Source organism: Aurantimonas sp. E1-2-R+4 (assembly GCF_036549515.1).
Classification (GTDB): domain Bacteria; phylum Pseudomonadota; class Alphaproteobacteria; order Rhizobiales; family Rhizobiaceae; genus Aurantimonas; species Aurantimonas coralicida_A.
In genome coordinates this window covers 20,693-43,339 of sequence record NZ_JAZHLK010000011.1, presented here as the reverse complement: position 1 = coordinate 43,339, position 22,647 = coordinate 20,693, and the positions used below count along the sequence as shown (strand labels likewise).

The following is a 22,647-nucleotide window of genomic DNA, read 5'->3' as shown; positions in this document are numbered from 1 at the left end:
TAACGTCGCGCCGAGGCCCGGTCAGCCGCTCTCGCCGGTCTCCGCCCCATGGCTGCGCCCGATCCGCTCGAACCAGGCATCCTCGTCGAGCACCTCGACGCCGAGTTCGGCGGCCTTCTTGAGCTTCGAGCCGGCGCCGGGACCGGCGACGACCAGATCGGTCTTCTTCGATACCGACCCGGCGACCTTGGCGCCCAACGCCTCGGCCATCGCCTTCGCCTCGTCGCGGGTCATCTGCTCCAGCGAACCGGTGAAGACGATGGTCTGGCCGGAAACGGGCGAGGACGCGGCCGGCTGTTCGGCCGGTTCGATCGTCAGTTCCCGCACCAGATCCTCGACCAGACGCAGATTGTGCTCTTCGGAAAAGAACCGCGCCACAGCGGTCAGCACGGCCCCGCCGATCTCCTCCAGCGCGTCCATCTCGGCGCCCGCTTCCTCGTCACCCGCCGCCACCTTGAGCGCGGCGTCGTGGAACGCCTCGAAGGTGCCGTAGGCGCGCGCCAGCGTCTTCGCCGTCGCCTCGCCGACATGGCGGATGCCGAGCGAGAAGATTAGCCGGTCGAGCAGAATCGCCCTGCGTGCCTCGATCGCAGCGAAGAGGTTGTTGGCCGAGACTTCGCCGAAGCCTTCCTTGTCCTTCAGCTTCTTCAGGCCGCCGGCGTTCGTCTCGGCTATCTTGAAGATGTCGGCGGGTGTGCGAACGCGAAAATCCGGATCGTCGTAGAAAAAATCGATCTGCTTGTCGCCGAGCCCATCGATGTCGAAGGCTTTTCGTGAGACGAACAGCTTCAGATGCTCGCGCCGCTGGAACGGACAGGCGAACTCGCCGGTGCAGCGGCGCACGACACTCCGGGCGCCCGAGGCGGTTTCCTCGCGCACCACGGGGGTCTTCAATTCGCATGGGCAGACCGACGGAAATTCGAACGGCTCGGTGCCGGCGGGGCGCTTGTCGGCGACGATTCCCAGCACCTGCGGTATCACGTCGCCAGCCCGCTGGATCGTCACCATGTCACCGACGCGAACGTCCAGCCGTTCGATCTCCTCGGCATTATGCAGCGTGGCGTTGGAGACGACGACGCCGCCGACGGTGACCGGATCGAGCTTGGCGACGGGCGTCAGCGCGCCGGTGCGGCCGACCTGGATCTCGATCGCCCGCAACACCGTCGTCGCCTGCTCGGCCGGAAACTTGTGGGCGATCGCCCAGCGCGGCGAGCGCGAGACGAAGCCGAGGCGCTTCTGCAAGGCCAGATCGTCGACCTTGTAGACGACGCCGTCGATGTCGTAGCCGAGGCTCGCGCGGCTCTCCTCGATCCGGTGATAATGCTCGATCAGCCCCTCGATCGTGTCGAAGCGGCGCATCAAATCGGTAGTGGTAAAACCAAACCGGCCGAGGGCCGCGACGACTTCCATTTGGGTCTTGCCGGGCACATCGTTCGCCTCGCCCCAAGCATAGGCGAAAAAGCGCAAGGCGCGGCCACGGGTGATCCCAGCGTCGAGCTGGCGCAGCGAGCCGGCGGCGGCGTTGCGCGGATTGGCGTAGACCGGCTTTTCCTCCTCGGCCTGCCGAGCGTTGAGCGCGGCGAAGGCCGCGTGGCTCATATAGACCTCGCCGCGCACCTCGAAGATCTTAGGCGCATCGCCCTTCAGCCGGTTCGGAATGTCGTCGATGGTCCGGGCGTTGCGGGTCACGTCCTCGCCGGTGGTGCCGTCGCCCCGGGTCGCCGCCGAGACGAGTTCGCCCTTCTCGTAGCGCAGCGACAGCGACAGGCCGTCGATCTTGGGCTCGGCGGTGATCGCCAGGGCTGAGTCCTCGGCGAGCTTCAGGAAGCGGCGGACTCGCTTGGCGAAATCGGCGACGTCCTCATCCGAAAAAGCGTTGTCGAGCGACAGCATCGGCAACGCATGGCGGATCTTCTCGAACTTCTCCGACACCTCCGACCCGATCCGCCGCGACGGCGAGTCCGAGCGGATCAGCTCGGGAAACCGCGCCTCGATCGCATCATTGCGGCGGCGCAGCGCATCGTACTCCGCGTCCGAGACGTTGGGCGCGTCCTCGCGATAATAGCGCCCGTCGTGTTCGGCGATCTCGCGCGCCAGACGTTCGAGCTCGCTCGCCGCCTCCTGTTCATCGAGATCGTCGACCGGCTTGTCATTCATGGCGTCCGTGATTCCCTGCCCGTTCGATACGCGCCCGTCATAGCCATTCGGGCTGCGGCAGGTCGAGCGCCAACAGCCGCTCGGCGATCATCCTTCGCACCCACGGCAGTTGCGTCGCCAGCGGCATCGCGTAGCGCAGCAGATTGAGAATATTGGCCGACGGCGCGGCGATGACATCGGTCATTTGCCGCGTATCCTTCAGCACCCGCCGCACCGAGGGCAGCCGGCGCATCTCGTATTCGCTCTGACGCCCCTCGCTGGCGAGATAGGCGAGCCAGCCCGCATCCCAGATGCCCAGATTCATGCCGCGGCCGCCGACCGGCGAATGAACATGGGCGGCATCGCCAGCCAGGAACACCCGACCCTTGGCCATACGCTCGGCATGCCGGAAGCTGACCGAAAAGCGTGATTCCCAGGTAATCGAGGTAATGCCCTCGATTCCGGCCAGCAGCGCATCGGTGGACGGCGCGATGCCGACATAGCGGCCCGTGGTCGCACTGAGAGGCAGCAGCGCGACCGCTCCTCCGGTGCCGCCTTTTGCGCTCCTGAGATTGGCCCTGGCCGTCGATGCCTCGACCGGCCGCTCGAAGACCACGTCGGCCAGGGCGAACTCGGCCGGATAGCCATCGCCGCTCCAGGGAATGCCGACGTCCTCGCGCACCGCCGAATGAACGCCGTCGGCGCCAAGCACCAGATCGGCCGCCACGGTCTCGCCATTCGACAGGCTGACCCGCGGCGCGTGGGTATCGGCGAGCGCGACAAAGGCAGTGTTCCATTCGACCGAGACATCATGGGCCGCGAGCCACTCGATCATCAGCCGCTCGGTGCGCCCCTGCGGCAGCGTCAGGATGAAGTTGTGGCGCGTGCGCGCCGGCTTGGTCGAAATCCTGAACAGACGCCTGTCATCGAGAGAAATCTCGGCGTTCTCGATGTGGCCGCCCTCGGCGAGCAGCCGGTCGGTAATGCCGGAGGCGGAAAGAATGTCGAGCGTCGTCGGCAGGATGCCAAGCGCTCGCGACTGGGCCGCGTCCGTCGGCCCCTCCCCGGCGTCGATGATGCGGGGATAAAGGCCACGCCGACGGAACTCGACGGCCGCGGCAAGCCCCACCGGGCCCGCGCCGACGATGAGAACGCGGTCGGGCCTCGCCATCTTCAAGCTCCTGCGCCGATCAGACGTTCGGCGGCGGCGCGGGCCTCGTCGGTCACCGTTTCGCCGGCAAGCATGCGAGCGATCTCCTCCCGCCGTCCCGTCGCGCCGATCGGCGCGACGCGCGTTGCAACCCGGTCCTCGCCGGCATCGGCGGCGGCCTTGGAAATCAGAAGATGCGTCGCGGCGCGGGCCGCGACCTGCGGCGCGTGGGTGACGGCGAGCACCTGGACAGTCCCGGCGAGCCGCGCCAGGCGCCGGCCGATGGCGTCGGCGACGGCGCCGCCGACGCCGGTGTCGATCTCGTCGAAGACCAGCGTCGGCGCCGATCCCCGATCGGCGAGCGCGACCTTCAACGCCAGCAGGAAACGCGATAGCTCGCCGCCGGACGCGACCTTCATCATCGCCCCGGCGCGGGTGCCGGGATTGGTGCAAACGTAGAACTCGACCGTGTCGATACCGGCGGCCGAGGGCCGGTCCGGGTCGCTTGCCATCTCGACCAGAAACGCCGCGCGATCGAGCTTGAGGTCGGGGAGCTCGGCCATCACCGCGGCTTCCAGCAGCCGCGCGGCCTCCTGGCGCTGTTCGGACAGCGCGGCGGCGGCGCGATCGAACAGCGTCCGTTTTTCGGCCAGTTCGGCCTCGAGCCGCGCCAGACGCTCCTCACCAGCGTCGAGATCGGCCAGGTCGCCGATCATCTTTGCCGTGAGTTCGGGCAGCGCGTCGACGGGGACCGAGAATTTGCGGCCCGCCGCCCGGAGCGCAAACAGCCGCTCCTCGGTTTCTTCCAGTGCGCGCGGATCGAATTCGAGCGAGCGCAATGCCTCTTGCAAAGCCATCTGGGCATCCGACAGCGCATCGAGGGCCACATCGAGCCGTTCGATGGTGGGATCAAGCAGGCCCGGCAGTTGATCGCGCTTGCGGTCGAGACGCTTCAGGAGACCCGCCAGCGGCGGGATCGGTGACGCCGACCCGGACAGTTCTTCATGGGCATCGTTGACGTCCGTCACGATCTTCTCGGAGCGCATCATGATCTGGCGGCGTTCGGCGAGTTCGTCCTCCTCGCCGGCGATCGGAGCGAGATCGGACAGTTCCTCGACGGTGGCGCGAATATAGTCGGCCTCGCGCGCCGCGGCCTCAACCCTGGCGCGGTGCGCGCGCAGTTCCTGCTCAGTGCTCCGCCAGGCCGCGTGCGCGCCGGCCACCGCCGCCGCCTCGCGCTCGAGCCCACCGTACTGATCGAGCAGCGTGCGGTGCGCTTCCGGGTCGACCAGCGCCCGGTCGTCGTGCTGGCCGTGGATTTCGACGAGGGCCTGCCCGACCTGCCGCATTAGCGCAACGCTGGCGGGACGATCGTTGATGAAGCCACGGGTGCGACCGTCGGCGTTCTGGACGCGGCGCAGGATCACATCGCCGTCGTCATCGAAGCCGTTCTCGTCGAGCAGCGCGCGAACGCCGAGCCCGGCCGGCAGATCGAAGACGGCTATCACCTCGCCCTGCTTGGCGCCGTGACGCACCAGACCGCCATCGCCGCGCCCCCCGAGGGCGAGCGAAAGCGCGTCGAGAAGGATCGACTTGCCGGCGCCGGTCTCACCCGTGAGCACGGAGAGGCCTTCGCCGAGGGCAAGGTCGAGCCGTTCGATGAGAACGATGTCGCGGATCGAAAGGTGAACCAGCATGACCGGATCGTCGGTAATGAAGCGGCGCCCCAATGGCAACCGCGTTACCGAGATAGCGCATTCGGCGAGCGAGAGGATGGCGGCGGAAACGAAAAGGGCGACCGGTCGTTCAACCGGCCGCCCGACAAGCTAGAAACGGTCGACCCACAGAGCAACCGGACTGCCGGAGTCAGCCGCCGGCGATCTTCCGGCCGATGGTGCCAAACCAGGACGTTGCTCCGCCTTCGCGCGGCGCAAGGCCTTTGCTCTGCAGGAGCTGGTAGGAGTCGCGATACCAGGGCGAGTCCGGATAGTTCTGGCCGAGCACCGAGGCAGCGGCCTGCGCCTCGCGGGTCAGGCCCATGGCGTAATAGGCTTCGGTCAGGCGCGCGAGCGCCTCTTCGACCTGCCGCGATTCGGGATAGACATCGACGACGTTCTTGAAGCGGTTGATCGCGGCAACGTATTCGCGGCGTTCCAAGTAATAGCGCCCGACCTGCATCTCCTTGCCGGCCAGCTGATCGCGGGCGATTCGGACCTTGTTGCCAGCATCCTCGGCATAGACGGAGTCGGGATATTTCTCCATCACCTCGCGCATCGCAGCGGCCGCGCGGGCGGCTTCCTTCTGGTCGCGGGTGACGTCCGGGATCTGCTTATAATAGGCCAAGCCGATGATATATTGCGCGTAGGCGGCTTCCTCGCTGCCAGGGTAGAGCGACAGATAGCGCTTGGCCGAGTTGATGGCGGCCTCGTACTCGCCGCTGCGGTAGCTGGCGAATGCGTTCATCACCAGCGCCTTGCGGGCCCATTCCGAATAGGGATGCTGGCGATCGATGGCCTCGAATTTCTTCGCAGCCTCGCCCAGACGACCACCCTCGAGATTGGCCAGGCCCTGATTGTAGAGGACGTCCGGCGGCTCTGTCTGCGCGGCAAGCGCCAAAGCCTCGACATCGGTGTTGCCGGAGGACGCACAACCGCCGAGGCCGAGGGCGGCGATTCCAAGCGCCAGACCGAGGCCGAGCCGCCCCGTCCGCCAGCGACGCGTGATCTCAATGCTGTGCGGATTGCTCATTCGTGCCGATCCCCTGCCGTTCGAAGGCCTGTTTACGCCGTGCCCTCGACGCCAGCAACGTTGAAAGCCGAACCAACCCGTCTTTTTTATGACGCGGGGACCCGGACGAACCGTCACTTGACGTTATATTAAAGGGTCTGCGGACCGTAGGCAGGCGCGGCCACCGCAACGAGCGGCGCATGGCGAACCGGGTCGACGAGGCGTGAGGGCATCTCGACGATCTCATAGGCGCGATGGTCGGCGAGCAGTGCCTGCAGCGCCAACGCGTTGAGCTTGTGACCGCCGCGATAGGAGCGGTAGCAGCCGAGCACGCGCGCGCCGGCGAGGGCCTGGTCACCGACCGCGTCCAGCGCTTTATGGCGGACGAACTCGTCCGTGTAGCGGAGCCCGTCGGGATTGATGATCCGCCCGTCGTCGCCGATGACCACGGAATTATCGAGCGAAGAGCCGAGAGCATAGCCGGCGGCCCAGAGACGCTCGACATCCTTCATGAATCCGAAGGTGCGTGCCCGCGACAGATCCGCGGCGAAGCGATCGGCCGTGAGATCGGCGCAATAGGTCTGGCGCCCGATGATGGGGCTATCGAAATCGATCTCGATCTCGAATCGCGTGCCGTTATGCGGACGGTATTCGGCGCGGGCGCCGTTCATCTCGACGGTCACGGGCTTCAAAACGCGCAGGAAACGCCGTCTGGCGGCCTGGCTGATGATGCCCGATTCACGAATCGCGGCGATGAAGGCGGCAGCGCATCCGTCCATGATCGGCGTCTCATGCGCGTCGATCTGTACGACGACATTGTCGATGCCCATGGCATAGAGCGCCGCCATCAGATGCTCGATGGTCGCGACATGAGCGCCGCGCGGATCACCGACGACGGTGGAAAGATCCATCAGCGCGGCATTCGCCGAAATCGCCTTGATCTCGTGCAGAAGGTCGCATTTGTCGAACAGATGGAAGACGATGCCGGTATGGGCCTCGGCCGGGAGCAGGCTCAGCTGGACAGGAAGACCGCTGTGGACGCCTACGCCATCAAAGTCGACCCGCGAACCAAGCGTCTGCTGAAACATCAACACAATTGGCAACCTTTCCCGCCAACCATCAAACGAATATCAATTCGCTCTTCCTGGAGATTGGCACCCTCATCGGGAGACATCCCGTCGACGCCCATTGACACCCCTCCCCAGGAGAATCACGCCGTCGAGATGTCTAAAACACGCTGCAACACCTAGAACGGAGCCGTTCGCCAGCCAAATCACGGATTCTTACCCGTTGTTACCGTCGACGTAGTTAACAACCACTTAAATCGTATATTTTTCAAAAGGTTAAAGAAACAAAGGCCCGCCGGTTCCGCGGCGGGCCTTGTGTCAAACTGGTAACAGTGAGGGATCAGTTGGCTTGTCGGCGCAAAAACGCAGGAATCTCAAGCTGATCGTCATCACCAATGGGACGTGGCTGGGACGCTGGTCGGGCTGCTGATTCGGCCGCCACACGCCGGGGCGCATAGGGATTTGGCTCGACGACGGCCCGACGCGGGCTCTCGGCCGGGGTCTGTCGCATTTCAGCCGGATGGGCGTCCTCTTCGTCACGGCGCGACAAGCCCGTCGTCAGCCGGCGCAGCAACCCCATCGGGCCGCGGTCCTCACCATGGTGCTCGGCGGCGCGGCTTTCGATCTCGGCGCGGACCACCGGCGGAAAATCCTCCACCCGGGGCATGCGCGGCGCCGATTGCGCGGCGGTCGGAGCCAACGAGCTGACCTGGGCGATCTCGGCTTCGAGCGCGTCGGTGAAATCGTCTTCGATCTCTTCCTCGAACTCATCCGCTGCGACTGCGGCCGTGAGAACGGGCGCCGGCTCCGCGACTTCGACATGGGTCATCGCCGATTGAGCCTGCGGCACGGCACGCGGCGCGGCGGCTGGCACGGCGTGGCGGTCGGGGACGCGCCCGGCGAGGACCGTCTCGACCTTGTCGATACCGGTCGCGACCACCGAGACCCGGATGATCCCCTCCAGCGCTTCGTCGAAAGTGGCCCCAAGAATGATGTTGGCGTCCTGGTCGACCTCTTCACGGATGCGGGTCGCCGCCTCGTCCACCTCGAACAGGGTGAGATCGCGGCCACCGGTGATCGAGATCAACAGTCCCCGCGCGCCCTTCATCGACGTCTCGTCGAGCAGCGGGTTGGCGATCGCGGCTTCGGCGGCGGCCATCGCGCGGCCTTCGCCGGAGGCCTCGCCGGTACCCATCATCGCCTTGCCCATCTCGCGCATCACCGAACGCACGTCGGCGAAATCGAGATTGATCAGCCCTTCCTTAACCATCAGGTCGGTGATGCAGGCGACGCCCGAATACAGCACCTGATCAGCCATGCCGAAGGCGTCGGCGAAGGTGGTCTTGTCGTTGGCGATCCGGAACAGGTTCTGGTTCGGAATGACGATCAGCGTATCGACGTTCTTCTGCAGTTCCTCGATCCCCTCGTCGGCGATCCGCAGCCGGCGCTGGCCTTCGAAATGGAACGGCTTGGTAACGACGCCAACCGTGAGGATGCCCTTTTCCCGTGCGGCGCGCGCAACGACCGGCGCGGCGCCGGTGCCGGTTCCGCCCCCCATGCCGGCGGTGACGAAGCACATATGCGAGCCGAGGAGATGGTCGCAGACCTCGTCGATCGATTCCTCGGCGGCGGCACGGCCGACTTCCGGCTGCGAACCGGCACCGAGACCCTCGGTGACGGCGACGCCCATCTGGATGATCCGCTCGGCCTTGGACGAGCGCAGCGCCTGGGCGTCGGTGTTGGCGATCACGAACTCGACACCTTCGAGGCCGGCATTGATCATGTTGTTGACCGCATTGCAGCCGCCGCCGCCGACGCCGAAAACGGTGATGCGGGGCTTCAGCTCGGTGATGTCGGTCTTGTTCGGGTTCGTGCTCATAACCTGTTCCTCTATCGCAGTTTCGGGCCGTTTCGCCGCGCGGCCGTTCGCATTGTCAGTTGCTGCGGCGCGCGGCGCGCACCGTATGTTTTCGCGGCCGGCCGGCAGTCCGGCCGCGCTGTCTCAAAGGCTCCGCCGGAGCCAGGATCCGAAACGTCCCGTCCTGGTGTTCTGATCGAGCGCGAAAGCCGCGATCGACGATTGGCCGGTGTTCTCGCGATGGGCGACCTGCGGGTAGATCAGCAGGCCGACGGAGGTCGCGAAGGCTGGCCCCTTGTTGGATGGATTGAGCCCGGCAACCCCGACTGGTCGTCCGAGCCGAACATTGCGCTGGAGGATGCTGCGCGCCGTATCGCTCATGCCGGCAAGCTGGCTGGCGCCGCCGGTCAAGACCACGCGCTTGCCGATGACGTGGCCGAGCCCTGAGGCGGCCAGACGGTCGCGGACAAGCTCCAGGGTTTCCTCGACGCGCGGCCGGATGATCTTGGCGATCAGCGAACGCGCGACGGTGGATTTGGAGTCGTGTCCGCCCTCTTCCCCGAGCGGCACGACAGGCACCCTGTCGTCGTCCTGCATCAACTCGCTCAGAGTGCAGCCGTGCATGACCTTGAGCCGCTCCGCATCGGCTGGCCGGATCGACAGGCCGCGGGCGAGATCCATGGTGATGTGATTGCCGCCGAGTGCGACCTGATCGGCATAGACGAAGCGACCATTCTGGAAGATCGCGATGGTCGTCGCACCGCCCCCCATGTCGATGCAGGCCGACCCCATCGCCGCCTCGTCCTCGACCAATGTCGACAGCGCGCTGGCATAGGGCGTCGCCACAAAGGCCTCGACCATCAGTCGGGCGCGATTGATGACCGCCTCGAGATTGCGCAACGGCGTTTCCTCCGCGGTCAGCACATGCATGTCCGCGCCCAGCCGATTGCCGCTCATGCCGACGACCTTGTCGAGACCGCTCTCGCCGTCGATCGACAGATCGAAGGCGAGCGAATGCAACGCCACCCGGCGCTCCTCGAGCGGCAGCTTCGCGGCGAGACCGAGGACCTGCGAAACGTCGGTCTGGGAAACCTCGCCGACGATGTCGATCTCGGCGGCGCCGCGCAGGCTCTTGAGCCGGCCAGCCGTGACCGAGACGATGAGCGATTCGATGGTCAGTCCAGCCATCCGCTCCGCCGCGTCGACCGCGTGCCGGACCGACTGTTCCGCCGCGTCGAGATCGATGACCACGCCCGACTTGATGCCGTGCGAGCGCTGGTGACCGACGCCGATCACTTCGATCGTATGGGTCCGGCCGGGCAGCATTTCGCTGGCGACGCGCGGCGTCAGCCGAGCGATCAGGCAGGTCACCTTTTCCGAACCGACATCGAGCACCGAGATGACCCGCGAACGGCGCTTCGGCAGCGCCTTGATACGCGGAAGTTCGTCCCGGCCACGTTGAAACACACTCATACCGGGTCATCCTTCCGGCTACGCTTGAAAATTTTCTCTCGCTCCTTCAGAGCGGCATTGCGCCGAACCAGAGCGTCGGGCGTGAGCTTGATCACGATCCGGTCGGCGAGCCGCATGTCGACGGCGGCGATATCGCGCGACAAAAGCCCGTTCTCCCGATCCATCCGCGCCACCTCGGCGAGTGCCTCCACCGGATCATCCTCGGGGAGCTCGATCGCGATGCTGTTTTCGAGCCGCAAATCCCACCGACGATTTCCCACCCGAATATACGCCTTCACCCTTGCGCGAAGCTCGGGCAACACTTCCAGTTCGTCGAGGAGCGCAGCGGCGTGGGTGGCCGCGCCGATCCCGACGACAATAGGCAGATTGGCGAAGCGGCCGGGTTCAAAGGGGACGATCTCCTTGCCCTCGCGGTTGACCACGACGAACTCACGCCCCTTTTGCCAAACGGCGTAGGGACGATGTTCGGACAGGGTGATCCTGACCCGATCGGGAAAGATCTTGGCGACCGAGGCGCGGTCGACCCAAGGCATCGCTTCCAGTGTCTGGCGAGCCGCGGCCGGGTCGAGCGAGAACAGGCTCTGTGACCCGGTCTGCCAGAGCGCCTGCAGAACGTCGATCTCGGAAGTTTCCGAATTGCCCGTCACGTCGATCGCCTCGATCGGAAAGCCGAGCGGCTGAGCAATATTGTCGATGACGGTCACCGTATGGCCGCCCACCGACATGCCGTAGACCAGGGTCGAGCCGATCACCACGGCGGCAAGCGCCCCGAAACGCGGTATCGGCAGTCTCGCGACGCTGGTGGCGAGGCTGGAGGCCCGGCGCCCGGCGCGCAGCACACGCAAGGTCAGCTGGCTGGGCGTACCGGTCCGTACGTCGCCCTGGCGCCGGTTGGCGTTCAGCGATTGCATGAGGCGTCCTCCACCATCCAGGTCAGAAGCTCGGGGAAGGCATGGCCGGAGGCCGCGGCGATATCGGGCACCAACGAGGTCTCGGTCATGCCGGGCTGGGTGTTCACCTCCAGCCAGATCACCTCACCGCCCTCGCCGAACCGGTCGTCGTAGCGAAAATCAGAACGCGAAACGCCGCGGCAGCCGATCGCCTTGTGAGCGGCGAGCGACCATTCCTGAATGCGCCGCGCGACCTTGGCCGGAATCTTGGCCGGCACGACGTGGCTGGAGCCGCCGGGAACATATTTGGAATCGTAGTCGTAGAAGACGTGGCCCTCGGTGAGGATCTCGCAGACCTCAAGCGCCACGTCGCCCATCACCGCGCAGGTCAGTTCCCGTCCGGCGACGAAGCGTTCAACCATGACGATGTCGCCATAAGGCCATTCGTCACTGGTGAGTTCCTGCGGCGGATGAGCCTGATCTTCGCGCACGATGAGCACGCCGAAGCTGGAGCCCTCGGCCACCGGCTTGACCACGTAGGGCGGCGACAAGACGTGTTTGCTGGCGACGTCGAGGCGATGACACACCTTGGCTTCGGCTACCGGCACGCCCGCCGCCTTGGCGACGGTCTTTGCCAGTTCCTTGTGCATGGCGAGCGCCGAGGCGAGCACGCCGGAATGGGTATACGGAACCGCCAGATATTCGAGGATGCCCTGGATCGTGCCGTCCTCGCCATAGGGGCCGTGCAGGGCATTGAAGGCGACATCGGGCTTCAGCTTGACCAGTGCGTCGGCGACATCGCGGTCGACATCGAGGCGCGTCACCGCATAGCCGGCAGCCTGAAGCGCGTCGGCGCAGGCGTTGCCGGAAGCGAGGCTGACCGGCCGCTCCGACGAAAATCCACCCATCAATACCGCCACATGCTTGGCCATGAATCGCCCAATCCGTTCCTCAAACGAGGCTAGAGGCCATTCATCGCAGGCGGATGGTTAAGCGGCGGTTAACCGACTGTGGCAAAAGCAAGATTTTCGAAAGGAGATGGTTTCTGATAGCAACTGCCGACAGGCTCGGACCGCCTCACTCCCGTCCGAGAAACGGCTCCACAACATGCCCTTCGGCAAAGCGGCCGAGCCGCTTGATCTCCCAGTCGAGCCGGATGCCGGAGGTCTCGAGCACCCGCGCACGCACGGTCTCGCCGAGGCATTCCAGATCATGGCCGGTGGCAGTGCCGGTATTGATCATGAAGTTGCAGTGCAGTTCCGACATCTGCGCCCCGCCGACAACGAGACCGCGGCAACCGGCCTTGTCGACTTCCTTCCAGGCGGAGGTGCCCGGCGGGTTCTTGAAGGTCGAGCCACCGGTCTTTTCGCGGATCGGCTGGACCGTTTCGCGATGCTCCTGGACTTCGTCCATTTTCGTGCGGATGTCGTCCTTTTCCGCTGCATAACCGTCAAAGATCGCCGAGGTGAAGATCAGCTCGGGCGCCGCATCGGAATGCCGATAGGCATAGCCCATCTCGGCATTCGTCAGGACATGGACATTGCCCTTGCGATCGAGCGCGCGGACCTCGCGAACGCGCTCGCAGGTCTCGACGCCGTTGGCACCAGCGTTCATGCGAAGCGCCCCGCCGACAGCGCCGGGAATACCGTGATAGAAATGAAACCCGCCGATGCCGGCTTCCAACGCCGTCGCGGCCAGCCGCTTGTCGGGCGTCGCGGCGCCAGCGCGGATCGCGGTCTCGCCGATCGCCTCGGCGGTGCCGAAGCCTTTAGCGGACAAGCGGATGACGACGCCGGGCACGCTGCCGTCGCGCACCAACAAGTTGGAACCGATACCGACGACAAGGACGGGCACCTCGTCGGGCAAGGCCGCCAAAAACGCGGCGAGATCCTCCTCGTCCGCCGGTTGAAACAGCAGCTCTGCGGGGCCGCCGGCCCGAAACCAGGTGATCTTGTCCATGCCCGCGCCTGGCGTCAGCCTGCCGCGAACACCGCTGAGCCGATCGCCGAGCCCTGCCAGCATTGTCTCGCCATCCATCAGCTGCCGCCTCCGTTGAGTGCGGCCAACTCCTTCGGCAGCGCATAGGCCCACTGGGTGATTGAGCCGGCGCCAAGGCAAACGACCATGTCATCCGACTTGGCTATCCCATGGATCAACGGCGCAAGGTCCTCTGGCCCACCAATCAGGCGGGCGTCGCGGTGTCCGCCAAGCTTGAGACGTTCGACCAGGATTTCCGAGCTGACAAAACCGATCGGTTCCTCGCCTGCGGCGTATACCGGCGCAATGATCACCGTGTCGGCGTCGTTGAAGCAGGCGGCGAAATCAGGGAACAGCGCCTGCAGCCTCGAATAGCGATGCGGCTGCACGACGGCGATGACCCGCCCCTTCGCCGAGGCTCGCGCCGCTGCCAGAACAGCGCGAATCTCGACCGGGTGGTGGCCGTAGTCGTCGTAGATGTCGACGCCGCCGACATTGCCCGTATGGGTGAAGCGGCGCTTGACGCCGCTGAAGCCATCAAGTCCCTTGCGGATCGCGTCCGCCGGGATGTTCAACCGATGCGCCACTGCGATTGCGGCCGTCGCGTTGGAAACGTTATGGCGGCCCGGCATCGGCAGGACGAGGTTCTCGATCTGCTCGGCGGCCCCGGTCACCCGATCGCGAATGGTGATGTCGAAGCGGGATTTCGGGCCTTCGACCTGCAGGTTCTCGAACCGCACGTCCGCCTGCGGGCTCTCGCCATAGGTGATCACCCGGCGATCCTCGATCTCGGAGATCAGCGTCTGCACCACCGGGTGGTCGATGCACATCACCGCAAAACCATAGAACGGCACGTTCTCGACGAATGTCCGAAACGCCGCTCGGACGGCGTCGAAGGTGCCATAATGGTCTAGATGCTCGGGATCGATGTTGGTGACGACGGCGACATCGGCCGGCAGCTTCAGGAAAGTGCCGTCGGATTCGTCCGCCTCGACGACCATCCAGTCGCCCTCGCCCATTCGCGCATTGGTGCCGTAGGCGTTGATGATACCGCCGTTGACGACGGTCGGGTCGAGACCGCCGGCGTCGAGCAGCGTCGCCACCATCGAGGTCGTGGTGGTCTTGCCATGGGTGCCGCCGATGGCGATCGCCTGGCGGAAGCGCATCAGTTCGGCCAGCATCTCGGCGCGCCGGACGATCGGCAGCAGCCGCTCGCGGGCCGCTTCGAGCTCCGGATTCGAGCGCTTAATCGCGGTTGAGACAACCACCACCTCGGCGAGGCCCAGATTTTCGGCGGCGTGGCCGACGGCGACATGGACGCCCAGATCGCGCAGGCGCTGAACGTTGGCGTTTTCGCTCTGGTCGGAACCTTGGACGGTGTAGCCGAGATTGAGCAGCACCTCGGCGATGCCGCTCATCCCAATACCGCCGATCCCGATGAAGTGGACCGGTCCGATGTTCGGCGGCATTTTCATGGCCGCATCCCCCTGTATTATAAAGAATTTCGGTTCAATCGCCGGCCCGGGGCATAGCCGCAACGAGGTCGGCAAGCAACCGCGCCGCATCGGGAATACCCGTCGCCTTCGCCGCCGCGGCCATGGTTGAAGCCCTTTGCGGATCGCTGGCAATCTCCGCGATGAGGCCGGCCAGCCGGTCGGCGGAAAGCTCCGCCTGCCGCACGACCAGCGCGCCGCCCTCGGCCTCGATCTTGGCGGCATTCGCGGCCTGATCATGGTCGAGGGCATAGGGATAAGGCACCAGGATCGCTGGTCGCCCGATCACCGCCAATTCGGACACCGTAGAGGCGCCCGAGCGGCTGATCACCAGATGCGCGGCGCCCAGTCGTTCGGCCATGTCGGTGAAGAACGGCGCGACGGTCGCCGGAATGTCGCGCTCTTCATAGAAGCGTCGTACGCTCGCCTCGTCGTCGCTGCGCGCCTGCTGGGTGACGACCAGCCGCTTTCGCAGTTCCTCGGGCAGGCGTTCGATGGCTGCGGGAATGCGCTCGGAAAAGAACTGCGCGCCCTGGCTTCCCCCGAAGACCACCAGGTTGAACCGCCCATCCGGCTCGGCCGGCCGGTATGGCGTCTTCGCGGCCTCCAGGATCGGCGGGCGTACCGGATTGCCGGTCACGGTGATCTTTGCGGCGATCGCCGGATCGGCCTTGTCCTGCGGAATCCCGGCGGCGATGCGATCGACGCGGGAGCCGAGGAAGCGGTTCGCCCGGCCCATCACCGCGTTCTGTTCATGGATCAGCGTCGGCCGGCCGGCGCGGAGCGCTGCCATCAGCGGCGGCACCGTCGGATAACCGCCGAATCCGACGACGACCGCCGGTCGCAGACGACGCACCAGATCGCCGGCTTCGCGGAAGCCGCGCCACAGCGTCCACAGGGCGGATGCGACCTTGAGCGGGTTTTTCGACGCGAAGGTTGCCGAGCGCACCCGATGCACGGTCTTGACCGGAAAACGCTCGGCGAAACGGCCGGCGCGGTCGTCGGTGACGAGATGAACCTCGAAGCCGCGCGCAACGAGCTCATGCGCCAGGGCTTCGGCCGGAAAGAGATGGCCGCCGGTGCCGCCAGCGGAAAGAAGGATCGTTGTCATTGCGGAAAAAGGTCGCCTTTCGGATCTGATCTGCCGGCGTGTCGCTCCTAAGGCCCTCTTAGGCCAACGGCCGCGTCGGCAATTCGCTGGCACAATGCAAGATCGCACCGCCCGTTCCAGACATGATGAAAGAAACCCGAACGCCTTCCTCTCAGCCGCGTTGCCGGTCTACTGCCGTCTCACGCGGCGTGCAACTGGAAGGTCCGCTCCATTAGCCGGTCGGTATGCGAGCGGTTCTCCGGCCGACGACGCGTCAGCGCAAGGATGAACCCCGCCGAGATGGCGATCGCCAGCATCGACGAGCCACCATAGGAAATGAAGGGCAGCGTCATGCCCTTCGCCGGCATCAATTGCAGATTCACCGCCATGTTGATGATCGATTGCAAGCCAATGAGCAGCACCAGGCCGGAAATCGCCAGCCGATCGAAGATGTCGCGCTGGGCAAGCGCCGAGGATAGACCTCGGATCACGATAAAGGCGAAAATCGAGGCCACCAGCATGCAGGCGATAATGCCGAATTCCTCAGCAAGAACCGCAAAGGCGAAATCCGTGTGGCTATCGGGGAGCATGCGTTTGACCGTGCCCTCACCCGGACCCCGGCCAAACCAGCCGCCGCGCATGATCGCCTCGCGCGCGGTGTCGGTCTGGAAGGTGTCGCCCTCGCCGGTCATAAACCGGTCGATGCGACTGGCGACGTGGGGAAACGCGATATAGGCAAGCAAAGAGCCACCGAAGGCGACGCCCCCGAGCAGCGCGATCCACAACCATGGCATGCCGGCCATGAAGAACAAGCCGCCCCAGGCGGCCGTCGCGAGTATGGTCTGGCCGAGGTCGGGCTGCGCCACGAGCAGCGCGACGACCACGAGAAGCAGGATCAGCGCGAACAGATTGCCCGGAATCTCGGGGCGGCGTTGCTTCTCGGCGAACAGCCAGGCGCAGATCACTACAAAGGCCGGCTTCATGAATTCCGACGGCTGGATGTTGAGCGGACCGAAATCGATCCAGCGGCGCGAGCCCTTGATCTCCATGCCGACGAACAGCGCCAACACCATCAGCATGAGCGACGCCGCCAAAATCAGCAACGAGGCGCGGCGCACGCCCCGCGAGCTCAGCAGCGAACAACCGAACATGACCAAAGCCGTTGGGATGAGGAAGGCGGCATGACGCTTGACGAAGTGGAAGGGTTCGACGCCGATGCGCTCGGCGACCGGGGGGCTGGCGGCGAAGGAAAACACCAGGCCGCCGACCAGAAGTATCAGGAAGGCCGCCAAAAACCAGCGATCGACTCCCCACCACCACTCGCTGATCACGCCTCGTTTGACCCGGCTCGTCATGCTTCCCCCTTGTGCGCCATCTCGATGCCCGCGAGCGCGCCCACCGCCTCGCGGAACGCATCGCCCCGCACTTCGAAATTGCGAAACTGGTCGAAACTGGCGCAGGCCGGGGACAGGAGTATGACGCTCTCCTGCCCGGAGGCGCCTTCGCTCGCCTCGGCGTCGGCCGCCGCGTGTTCGACCGCGATGGCAAGCGTACCGGAGATTTCGTAAGGAATTCGTTTACCAAGAGTCGCGGCAAAGGCGGGCGCCGCCTCGCCGATCAGATAGGCCTTGGCGATCCGTGGAAAAAACGGCGCCAGCGCCGCGATGCCGCCGTCCTTCGCCAGCCCCCCGGCGATCCAGTAAATGCGAGGGAAGGCCGCGAGCGCCGGCGCGGCGGCCTCGGCGTTGGTGGCCTTGGAATCATTGACGAAGAGAACCCGGCCGCGACGCCCTACCTCCTCCATGCGGTGCGCCAGCCCCGGGAAACTTTCGAGACCCGCGCGAATTTCCGCGTCCGACAATCCGACAGCGGTGAGGGCAGCAACCGCCGCGGCGGCGTTCTGGGCATTATGGCGACCGCGCAGGGACCCGATCGCGGAAAGGTCGAAGAAGGCCTCCTCAGTTCCCCTCAAGCGGCGCCGGAGAATCCGGCCGTCGAAGTCGACCCCACAGCCTTGGAATTCCCCTTGCGAAATCCGCACAACGGTCCTGCCATCGGATTCCAGTTCGTCGGCGATCTGCCGACACGGCGCGTCATCGACGCCGACGACGGCCAGACCGGAACCGGCGACGAGGCGGGCCTTGATCGCGGCGTAATTGCCCATCGATCCATGCCGGTCGAGATGGTCCGGCGTCAGGTTGAGCAGGATGCCCACAGAGGGCTCCAGCGTCGGCGCCAGGTCGATCTGATAAGATGAGCACTCGACGACGTAATTGCGCGAGGGCGCCGGCGGATCGAGCGTCATCACGGCGACGCCGATATTGCCGCCGAATTGCGTGTCCCGCCCGCTCCAACGCAGGCAGTGGGCGATCAGTGCGGTGGTCGTCGACTTGCCGTTGGTGCCGGTGATCGCGATGAAGGGCGATGTCGGCGCGATCGCGCGGCGCTCGCGGCTGAACAGCTCGATGTCGCCGATCACCTCGACACCGGCGGCGCGGGCAAGTTCCACGGTCCAGTGGGGCTTGGGATGAGTGAGCGGCACACCGGGCGATAGGACAAAGGCGCTAAAACGCGACCAATCGGCGTCGCGCAGATCGCCCGTTGGGATTGCCTCGGCGCGCGCGGCTTCGACACTCGCCGGATTGTCGTCGAAGGCGACAACGTTTGCGCCACCCTCGACCAAAGCGCGTGCCGTCGCGCGGCCAGAGCTGCCGAGCCCGAACAGGGCGACCGATTGTCCGGAAAAGGAACGCGCCGGGATCATCGCCTCACCGCAGTTTCAGGGTCGACAGGCCGACGAAGGCCAACATGAACGCGATGATCCAGAAGCGCACGACGACCTGGCTTTCGGTCCAGCCGAGCTTTTCGAAATGATGGTGGATCGGCGCCATCAGGAAGACCCGCTTCCCGGTCAGCTTGAACGAGGCGACCTGGATGATCACCGACAGCGCCTCGATGACGAACAGGCCGCCGATGATCGCCAGCACCAGTTCATGCTTGGTCGCGACGGCGATCGTGCCGGTCATCCCGCCGAGGGCGAGCGAGCCGGTGTCGCCCATGAAGATCGCCGCCGGCGGCGCGTTGAACCACAGGAAGCCGAGTCCGGCGCCGATGACCGCGCCGCAGAGCGGCGCCAGTTCGCCGGTGCCGACGACATAGTGGATCTGCAGATAATTGGAAAAGTTCACATTGCCGGCGATATAGGCGATGAGGCCGAAGGCGGCGGCCGCGATCATGATCGGCACGATCGCCAGTCCGTCCAGCCCGTCGGTCAAGTTCACCGCGTTGGCGGATCCGACCACGACGAAAGCCGCGAAGCCGACATAGAACCAGCCGAGATCCAGAAGAAAGGATTTCACGAAGGGGAAAGCCAGCGACGTGGCGAAACTGCCGGTTCCCGCATAGACGATCAGGACCGACGCCGCGATCGCGATCAGGAATTCCAGGGCCAGGCGAGACTTGCCGGAAAAACCCTTGTCGTTCTGCCTCGTCACTTTCAGATAGTCGTCGTAAAACCCGATCGCCCCGAAGCCGACCGTGACCAGCAGCACCGTCCAGACGTAGAGGTTGCTCAGATCCGCCCACAGCATCGCCGAGACAAGAAAACCCGAAAGAATCATCAGCCCGCCCATAGTTGGCGTGCCGGCCTTCTTGAAATGGGTCTGCGGGCCGTCGGCGCGGATCGGCTGGCCTTTGCCCTGCCGAATGCGCAAATTGGCGATGATCGCCGGGCCGAACAGAAACACCACGATGAAGCCGGTGATCATCGACGCACCGGTTCGGAACGTGATGTAACGAAAGACATTGAAGAGTGGGAAGTCGGCGCCGAACTGGCCGAGATAAGCGATCATCGGGCAGCTCCAGCCGGGTCGATCTTGTCAGGGACCGGCGCCGCGCCGGTGGATGTCTGCGGCGGATAGGTCGTCAGCATCCTATCCACCAAGGCGGTGAAGCCGATGCTTTTCGAGGCCTTTACCATAACGACGTCGCCAGCGCGGATCATCGCCAACAGGCTCGCCAGGAGTTCGTCGACACTGGCATGCCATTCGCGGTCGACCCGACCTTCCAGCACGTCGTCGAGCGCCTTCATCTCATCCCCGGCGAGAAAGACCCGATCAACGCCCGCCTCGGCGATCGGCGCGACGAGATCGGCGTGCTGCGCTGGCGCGTGCGCGCCCAGTTCCAGCATGTCACCGAGGACGGCGATGCGGCGGCCACCCTCCCCGACCGTCGCGACCTTCAAGACATCGAGCGCGGCTCGCATCGAGGCCGGGTTGGCGTTGTAGCTGTCGTCGATGAGTTCGATCGAACCGCCGCCCGGCATCGGCAGCCGCGAGCGCGCGCCGCGTCCCTTGACCGCGTGCCAGCTCGACAGCGCCGCCGCCACCGTCTGGACATCCGCGCCCGCAAGCTTGGCCGCGCCGAGCACGGCGAGGATATTCTGTGCCATATGCCGACCGCTGGAGGTCAGATGCAACCGGACCGGTTCGCCACCGATGACCGCCTCGATCGCCGCGCCCTCGGCCGTCGGTTCGAAGCGGGCCAACGCGAAATCGGCGCCGCTCGCCTCGCCGAAGGTCGCGATCGCGGTGACGCCCGCCTTGCGGGCCATGGTCGCCAGCGGTCCACAATGGGGATCATCGGCATTGAGGATCGCAGTGCCGCCCGTGACGAGCCCTTCGAAGATCTCGGCCTTCGCCTCGGCGATCTCCTCGAGATCGCGGAAGTGGCCGAGATGAGCCGGGGCGATCAGCGTGATGATCGCCAGTTGCGGCCGTACCAGCTTGACCAGCGGACGGATTTCGCCGGCATGGTTCATGCCGATCTCGAAGATCGCGAAGCGACTGTCGGCCGGCATCCGGGCCAGGCTCAGCGGCACGCCCCAATGATTGTTGAACGACGCCGCGCTCGCATGGACGCGGCCAACCGCCGAAAGGCCGTGGCGCAGCGCATCCTTGGTGGTCGTCTTGCCGACGCTGCCGGTCACCGCGATGATCTTCGCGCTCGAACGGGCGCGGGCGGCCTCGCCCAGGCGTGACAGGGCCTGCAACACGTCGTCGACGACCAGCAACGGTGACTGAACGCTGCCGAGCGCCGGCAATTTGTGCTCGGCGACCACGTGCAGAGCAGCGCCGGCTTTCGTCGCCGCCGTCAGAAAGTCATGGCCGTCGAACCGCTCGCCCTGGATGGCGAAGAAGGCCTCTCCCTCACCGAGCGTCCGGGTATCGATGGAAATGCCGGAGATCGAGGCTGGCAGGTCGCCGACCGGCCGCGCGTTCATCGCCGCGATCAAGGCGGATGTCTCCCAAAGCGCTTCGCTCATCGGCCCGCCTCCGAGATCGCCGCTCGAACCTCTTCATGATCGCTGAAATGGTGGGTGACGTCGCCGACGGTCTGGCCAATCTCGTGCCCCTTGCCGGCGACCACGACCGTATCGCCGGCATGCGCCTGCCGGACCGCCTCGCGAATGGCCGCGCGGCGGTCGGCGATTTCCATCGCGCCGGGGGCCGCCGCCATGATCGCTGCCCGGATCGCCGCCGCGTCTTCCGAGCGCGGATTGTCGTCGGTGACGATGACCACATCGGCCAGTCGCGCGGCGATTTCGCCCATCATCGGGCGCTTGGCCCGATCGCGGTCGCCGCCACAGCCGATGACCGCGACGACACGGCCGGTGGTGAAAGGGCGCACCGACGCCAGCACGTTCTCGAGCGCGTCGGGCTTGTGCGCGTAATCGACGAAGACAGGAGCCCCCTCAACCGTCGTACCGGCCAGATCCAGCCGGCCGGATGCGCCCTTCAGGGTCTCCAACGCGGCCAGCGCGGCACCTGTCGCAACGCCGGTGGCGATCGCGAGCCCGGCGGCCACCAGGGCGTTGGACATCTGGAACTCGCCCGCCAGCGGCAGGACGATGCGATGGATACGACCCTCGGCCTCGATTTCCGCGACCTGGCAATGCCGCTGGTGCTCGAGCCTTTTCAATGTGAGAAAGCCGCCGTTTCGCCCGACGGTCAACACGTTCGCGCCGACACCTGTTGCGACCTCGATCGCCCGGCCTGACCAGCGGTCGTCGGCGAAGATCACTGCCGGAGCCCCCTTCGGCAGGAGGGTCGTAAACAGCCGCATCTTGGCGCCGAAGTAGGACTCGGCGTCGGGGTGATAGTCCAGATGGTCATGGCCGAGATTGCTGAACCCCGCCGCCGCGAGCCGGACACCGTCGAGTCGGCGCTGATCGAGGCCGTGGCTCGACGCTTCCATCGCCGCGTGGGTAACGCCTTCGGCCGCCAGGTCGGCCATCAGCTTCGCAAGCGCGACCGGATCGGGCGTCGTCAGCGTGCCGTATTCGTCGCGGCTCGGCGAAACGACGCCGGTCGTGCCGATCGAAGCGGCGGCGATCCCCTGGCTGGCCCAGATCTGGCGGACGAAGGTGGTGATCGAGGTCTTGCCGGCCGTGCCGGTGACGGCGACGACCTGCTCGGGCTGCGCGCCATAGTACCTGGCGGCCATGACGGCGATGGCGTGACGCGGATCGTCAGCACGCAGGATAGGCAGGCGTGATTCGATCGCCGCGTCGTTCGCCGCGAGAATGGCGACCGCGCCGCTCGCCTCGGCCGCGGCGACGAATCGCGCGCCATCGGCCCGGGTTCCCGACAAAGCCGCGAACAGAAATCCGTCGCCGACGCTGCGGGAATCAGCCGACAGTCCGGCGATCTCCGGATCGTCTGCACCGCCGGTCATGGCCAGGCCGTCTGCGAGTTGGGATAGCTTCATTCACCAATATCCGCGCTG

Annotated in this window: 17 protein-coding genes; all 17 read right to left on the bottom strand. The window is 65.7% G+C overall.

The window, feature by feature from the left end; all coding sequences use genetic code 11:
* Window positions 1-21 precede the first annotated feature (21 nt).
* A complete protein-coding gene (gene ligA, locus VQ045_RS07360; RefSeq protein ID WP_331829651.1) occupies window positions 22-2,157 on the bottom strand; it encodes an NAD-dependent DNA ligase LigA in 2,136 nt (711 codons plus the stop codon).
* A 37-nt stretch (window positions 2,158-2,194) separates the two neighbouring features.
* Window positions 2,195-3,307 (bottom strand): FAD-dependent oxidoreductase, encoded by a 1,113-nt coding sequence (locus VQ045_RS07355; RefSeq protein ID WP_327623048.1) that lies wholly within the window; start codon window positions 3,305-3,307, stop codon window positions 2,195-2,197.
* Window positions 3,308-3,309: 2 nt separating this feature from the next.
* Window positions 3,310-4,983, bottom strand: coding sequence for a DNA repair protein RecN (gene recN, locus VQ045_RS07350; RefSeq protein WP_331829649.1), 1,674 nt, complete (start codon window positions 4,981-4,983; stop codon window positions 3,310-3,312).
* 169 nt (window positions 4,984-5,152) lie between these two features.
* Entirely contained in the window at window positions 5,153-6,034 is an 882-nt protein-coding gene (locus VQ045_RS07345) for an outer membrane protein assembly factor BamD (protein WP_331829648.1), read from the bottom strand.
* A 128-nt stretch (window positions 6,035-6,162) separates the two neighbouring features.
* Entirely contained in the window at window positions 6,163-7,101 is a 939-nt protein-coding gene (lpxC, locus tag VQ045_RS07340; RefSeq protein WP_331829690.1) for a UDP-3-O-acyl-N-acetylglucosamine deacetylase, read from the bottom strand.
* Between the two features lie 319 nt (window positions 7,102-7,420).
* The gene (ftsZ, locus tag VQ045_RS07335) at window positions 7,421-8,959 is read right to left on the bottom strand and encodes a cell division protein FtsZ (RefSeq protein WP_331829647.1); all 1,539 of its coding nucleotides are present in this window, start codon (window positions 8,957-8,959) and stop codon (window positions 7,421-7,423) included.
* 123 nt (window positions 8,960-9,082) lie between these two features.
* The gene (gene ftsA, locus VQ045_RS07330; protein ID WP_331829646.1) at window positions 9,083-10,411 is read right to left on the bottom strand and encodes a cell division protein FtsA; all 1,329 of its coding nucleotides are present in this window, start codon (window positions 10,409-10,411) and stop codon (window positions 9,083-9,085) included.
* A complete protein-coding gene (locus VQ045_RS07325) occupies window positions 10,408-11,322 on the bottom strand; it encodes a cell division protein FtsQ/DivIB (protein WP_331829645.1) in 915 nt (304 codons plus the stop codon). The genes ftsA and VQ045_RS07325 overlap by 4 nt, the downstream gene beginning before the upstream one ends.
* Window positions 11,310-12,233, bottom strand: coding sequence for a D-alanine--D-alanine ligase (locus VQ045_RS07320; protein WP_331829644.1), 924 nt, complete (start codon window positions 12,231-12,233; stop codon window positions 11,310-11,312). Before VQ045_RS07320 ends, VQ045_RS07325 begins: the two co-directional genes overlap by 13 nt.
* Window positions 12,234-12,378: 145 nt before the next feature.
* The gene (murB, locus tag VQ045_RS07315; protein ID WP_331829642.1) at window positions 12,379-13,338 is read right to left on the bottom strand and encodes a UDP-N-acetylmuramate dehydrogenase; all 960 of its coding nucleotides are present in this window, start codon (window positions 13,336-13,338) and stop codon (window positions 12,379-12,381) included.
* Window positions 13,338-14,753, bottom strand: a complete 1,416-nt coding sequence (murC, locus tag VQ045_RS07310; RefSeq protein WP_331829641.1) for a UDP-N-acetylmuramate--L-alanine ligase — start codon at window positions 14,751-14,753, stop codon at window positions 13,338-13,340. Before murC ends, murB begins: the two co-directional genes overlap by 1 nt.
* A gap of 34 nt (window positions 14,754-14,787) precedes the next feature.
* The gene (gene murG / locus VQ045_RS07305; protein WP_331829640.1) at window positions 14,788-15,882 is read right to left on the bottom strand and encodes an undecaprenyldiphospho-muramoylpentapeptide beta-N-acetylglucosaminyltransferase; all 1,095 of its coding nucleotides are present in this window, start codon (window positions 15,880-15,882) and stop codon (window positions 14,788-14,790) included.
* A 179-nt stretch (window positions 15,883-16,061) separates the two neighbouring features.
* Complete coding sequence (ftsW, locus tag VQ045_RS07300; protein WP_331829639.1) at window positions 16,062-17,216, bottom strand: putative lipid II flippase FtsW; 1,155 nt, start codon at window positions 17,214-17,216, stop codon at window positions 16,062-16,064.
* Complete coding sequence (gene murD, locus VQ045_RS07295; protein WP_331829638.1) at window positions 17,213-18,625, bottom strand: UDP-N-acetylmuramoyl-L-alanine--D-glutamate ligase; 1,413 nt, start codon at window positions 18,623-18,625, stop codon at window positions 17,213-17,215. The genes ftsW and murD overlap by 4 nt, the downstream gene beginning before the upstream one ends.
* A 4-nt stretch (window positions 18,626-18,629) precedes the next feature.
* Entirely contained in the window at window positions 18,630-19,712 is a 1,083-nt protein-coding gene (gene mraY / locus VQ045_RS07290; protein ID WP_327647629.1) for a phospho-N-acetylmuramoyl-pentapeptide-transferase, read from the bottom strand.
* Window positions 19,709-21,184 carry a UDP-N-acetylmuramoylalanyl-D-glutamyl-2,6-diaminopimelate--D-alanyl-D-alanine ligase gene (locus VQ045_RS07285; protein ID WP_331829637.1) on the bottom strand — a complete coding sequence of 492 codons (1,476 nt, stop codon included), beginning with the start codon at window positions 21,182-21,184 and terminating at the stop codon, window positions 19,709-19,711. Before VQ045_RS07285 ends, mraY begins: the two co-directional genes overlap by 4 nt.
* Window positions 21,181-22,629, bottom strand: a complete 1,449-nt coding sequence (locus VQ045_RS07280) for a UDP-N-acetylmuramoyl-L-alanyl-D-glutamate--2,6-diaminopimelate ligase (protein WP_331829636.1) — start codon at window positions 22,627-22,629, stop codon at window positions 21,181-21,183. The genes VQ045_RS07285 and VQ045_RS07280 overlap by 4 nt, the downstream gene beginning before the upstream one ends.
* Window positions 22,630-22,647: the final 18 nt, after the last annotated feature.

Excerpts from the sequence above, each read along its gene's own strand:
- ligA (WP_331829651.1), bottom strand. The coding sequence starts at position 2,157 with ATGAATGACAAGCCGGTCGACGATCTCGATGAACAGGAGGCGGCGAGC.
- VQ045_RS07355 (WP_327623048.1), bottom strand. The coding sequence starts at position 3,307 with ATGGCGAGGCCCGACCGCGTTCTCATCGTCGGCGCGGGCCCGGTGGGG.
- recN (WP_331829649.1), bottom strand. The coding sequence starts at position 4,983 with ATGCTGGTTCACCTTTCGATCCGCGACATCGTTCTCATCGAACGGCTC.
- VQ045_RS07345 (WP_331829648.1), bottom strand. The coding sequence starts at position 6,034 with ATGAGCAATCCGCACAGCATTGAGATCACGCGTCGCTGGCGGACGGGG.
- lpxC (WP_331829690.1), bottom strand. The coding sequence starts at position 7,101 with ATGTTTCAGCAGACGCTTGGTTCGCGGGTCGACTTTGATGGCGTAGGC.
- ftsZ (WP_331829647.1), bottom strand. The coding sequence starts at position 8,959 with ATGAGCACGAACCCGAACAAGACCGACATCACCGAGCTGAAGCCCCGC.
- ftsA (WP_331829646.1), bottom strand. The coding sequence starts at position 10,411 with ATGAGTGTGTTTCAACGTGGCCGGGACGAACTTCCGCGTATCAAGGCG.
- VQ045_RS07325 (WP_331829645.1), bottom strand. The coding sequence starts at position 11,322 with ATGCAATCGCTGAACGCCAACCGGCGCCAGGGCGACGTACGGACCGGT.
- VQ045_RS07320 (WP_331829644.1), bottom strand. The coding sequence starts at position 12,233 with ATGGCCAAGCATGTGGCGGTATTGATGGGTGGATTTTCGTCGGAGCGG.
- murB (WP_331829642.1), bottom strand. The coding sequence starts at position 13,338 with ATGGATGGCGAGACAATGCTGGCAGGGCTCGGCGATCGGCTCAGCGGT.
- murC (WP_331829641.1), bottom strand. The coding sequence starts at position 14,753 with ATGAAAATGCCGCCGAACATCGGACCGGTCCACTTCATCGGGATCGGC.
- murG (WP_331829640.1), bottom strand. The coding sequence starts at position 15,882 with ATGACAACGATCCTTCTTTCCGCTGGCGGCACCGGCGGCCATCTCTTT.
- ftsW (WP_331829639.1), bottom strand. The coding sequence starts at position 17,216 with ATGACGAGCCGGGTCAAACGAGGCGTGATCAGCGAGTGGTGGTGGGGA.
- murD (WP_331829638.1), bottom strand. The coding sequence starts at position 18,625 with ATGATCCCGGCGCGTTCCTTTTCCGGACAATCGGTCGCCCTGTTCGGG.
- mraY (WP_327647629.1), bottom strand. The coding sequence starts at position 19,712 with ATGATCGCTTATCTCGGCCAGTTCGGCGCCGACTTCCCACTCTTCAAT.
- VQ045_RS07285 (WP_331829637.1), bottom strand. The coding sequence starts at position 21,184 with ATGAGCGAAGCGCTTTGGGAGACATCCGCCTTGATCGCGGCGATGAAC.
- VQ045_RS07280 (WP_331829636.1), bottom strand. The coding sequence starts at position 22,629 with ATGAAGCTATCCCAACTCGCAGACGGCCTGGCCATGACCGGCGGTGCA.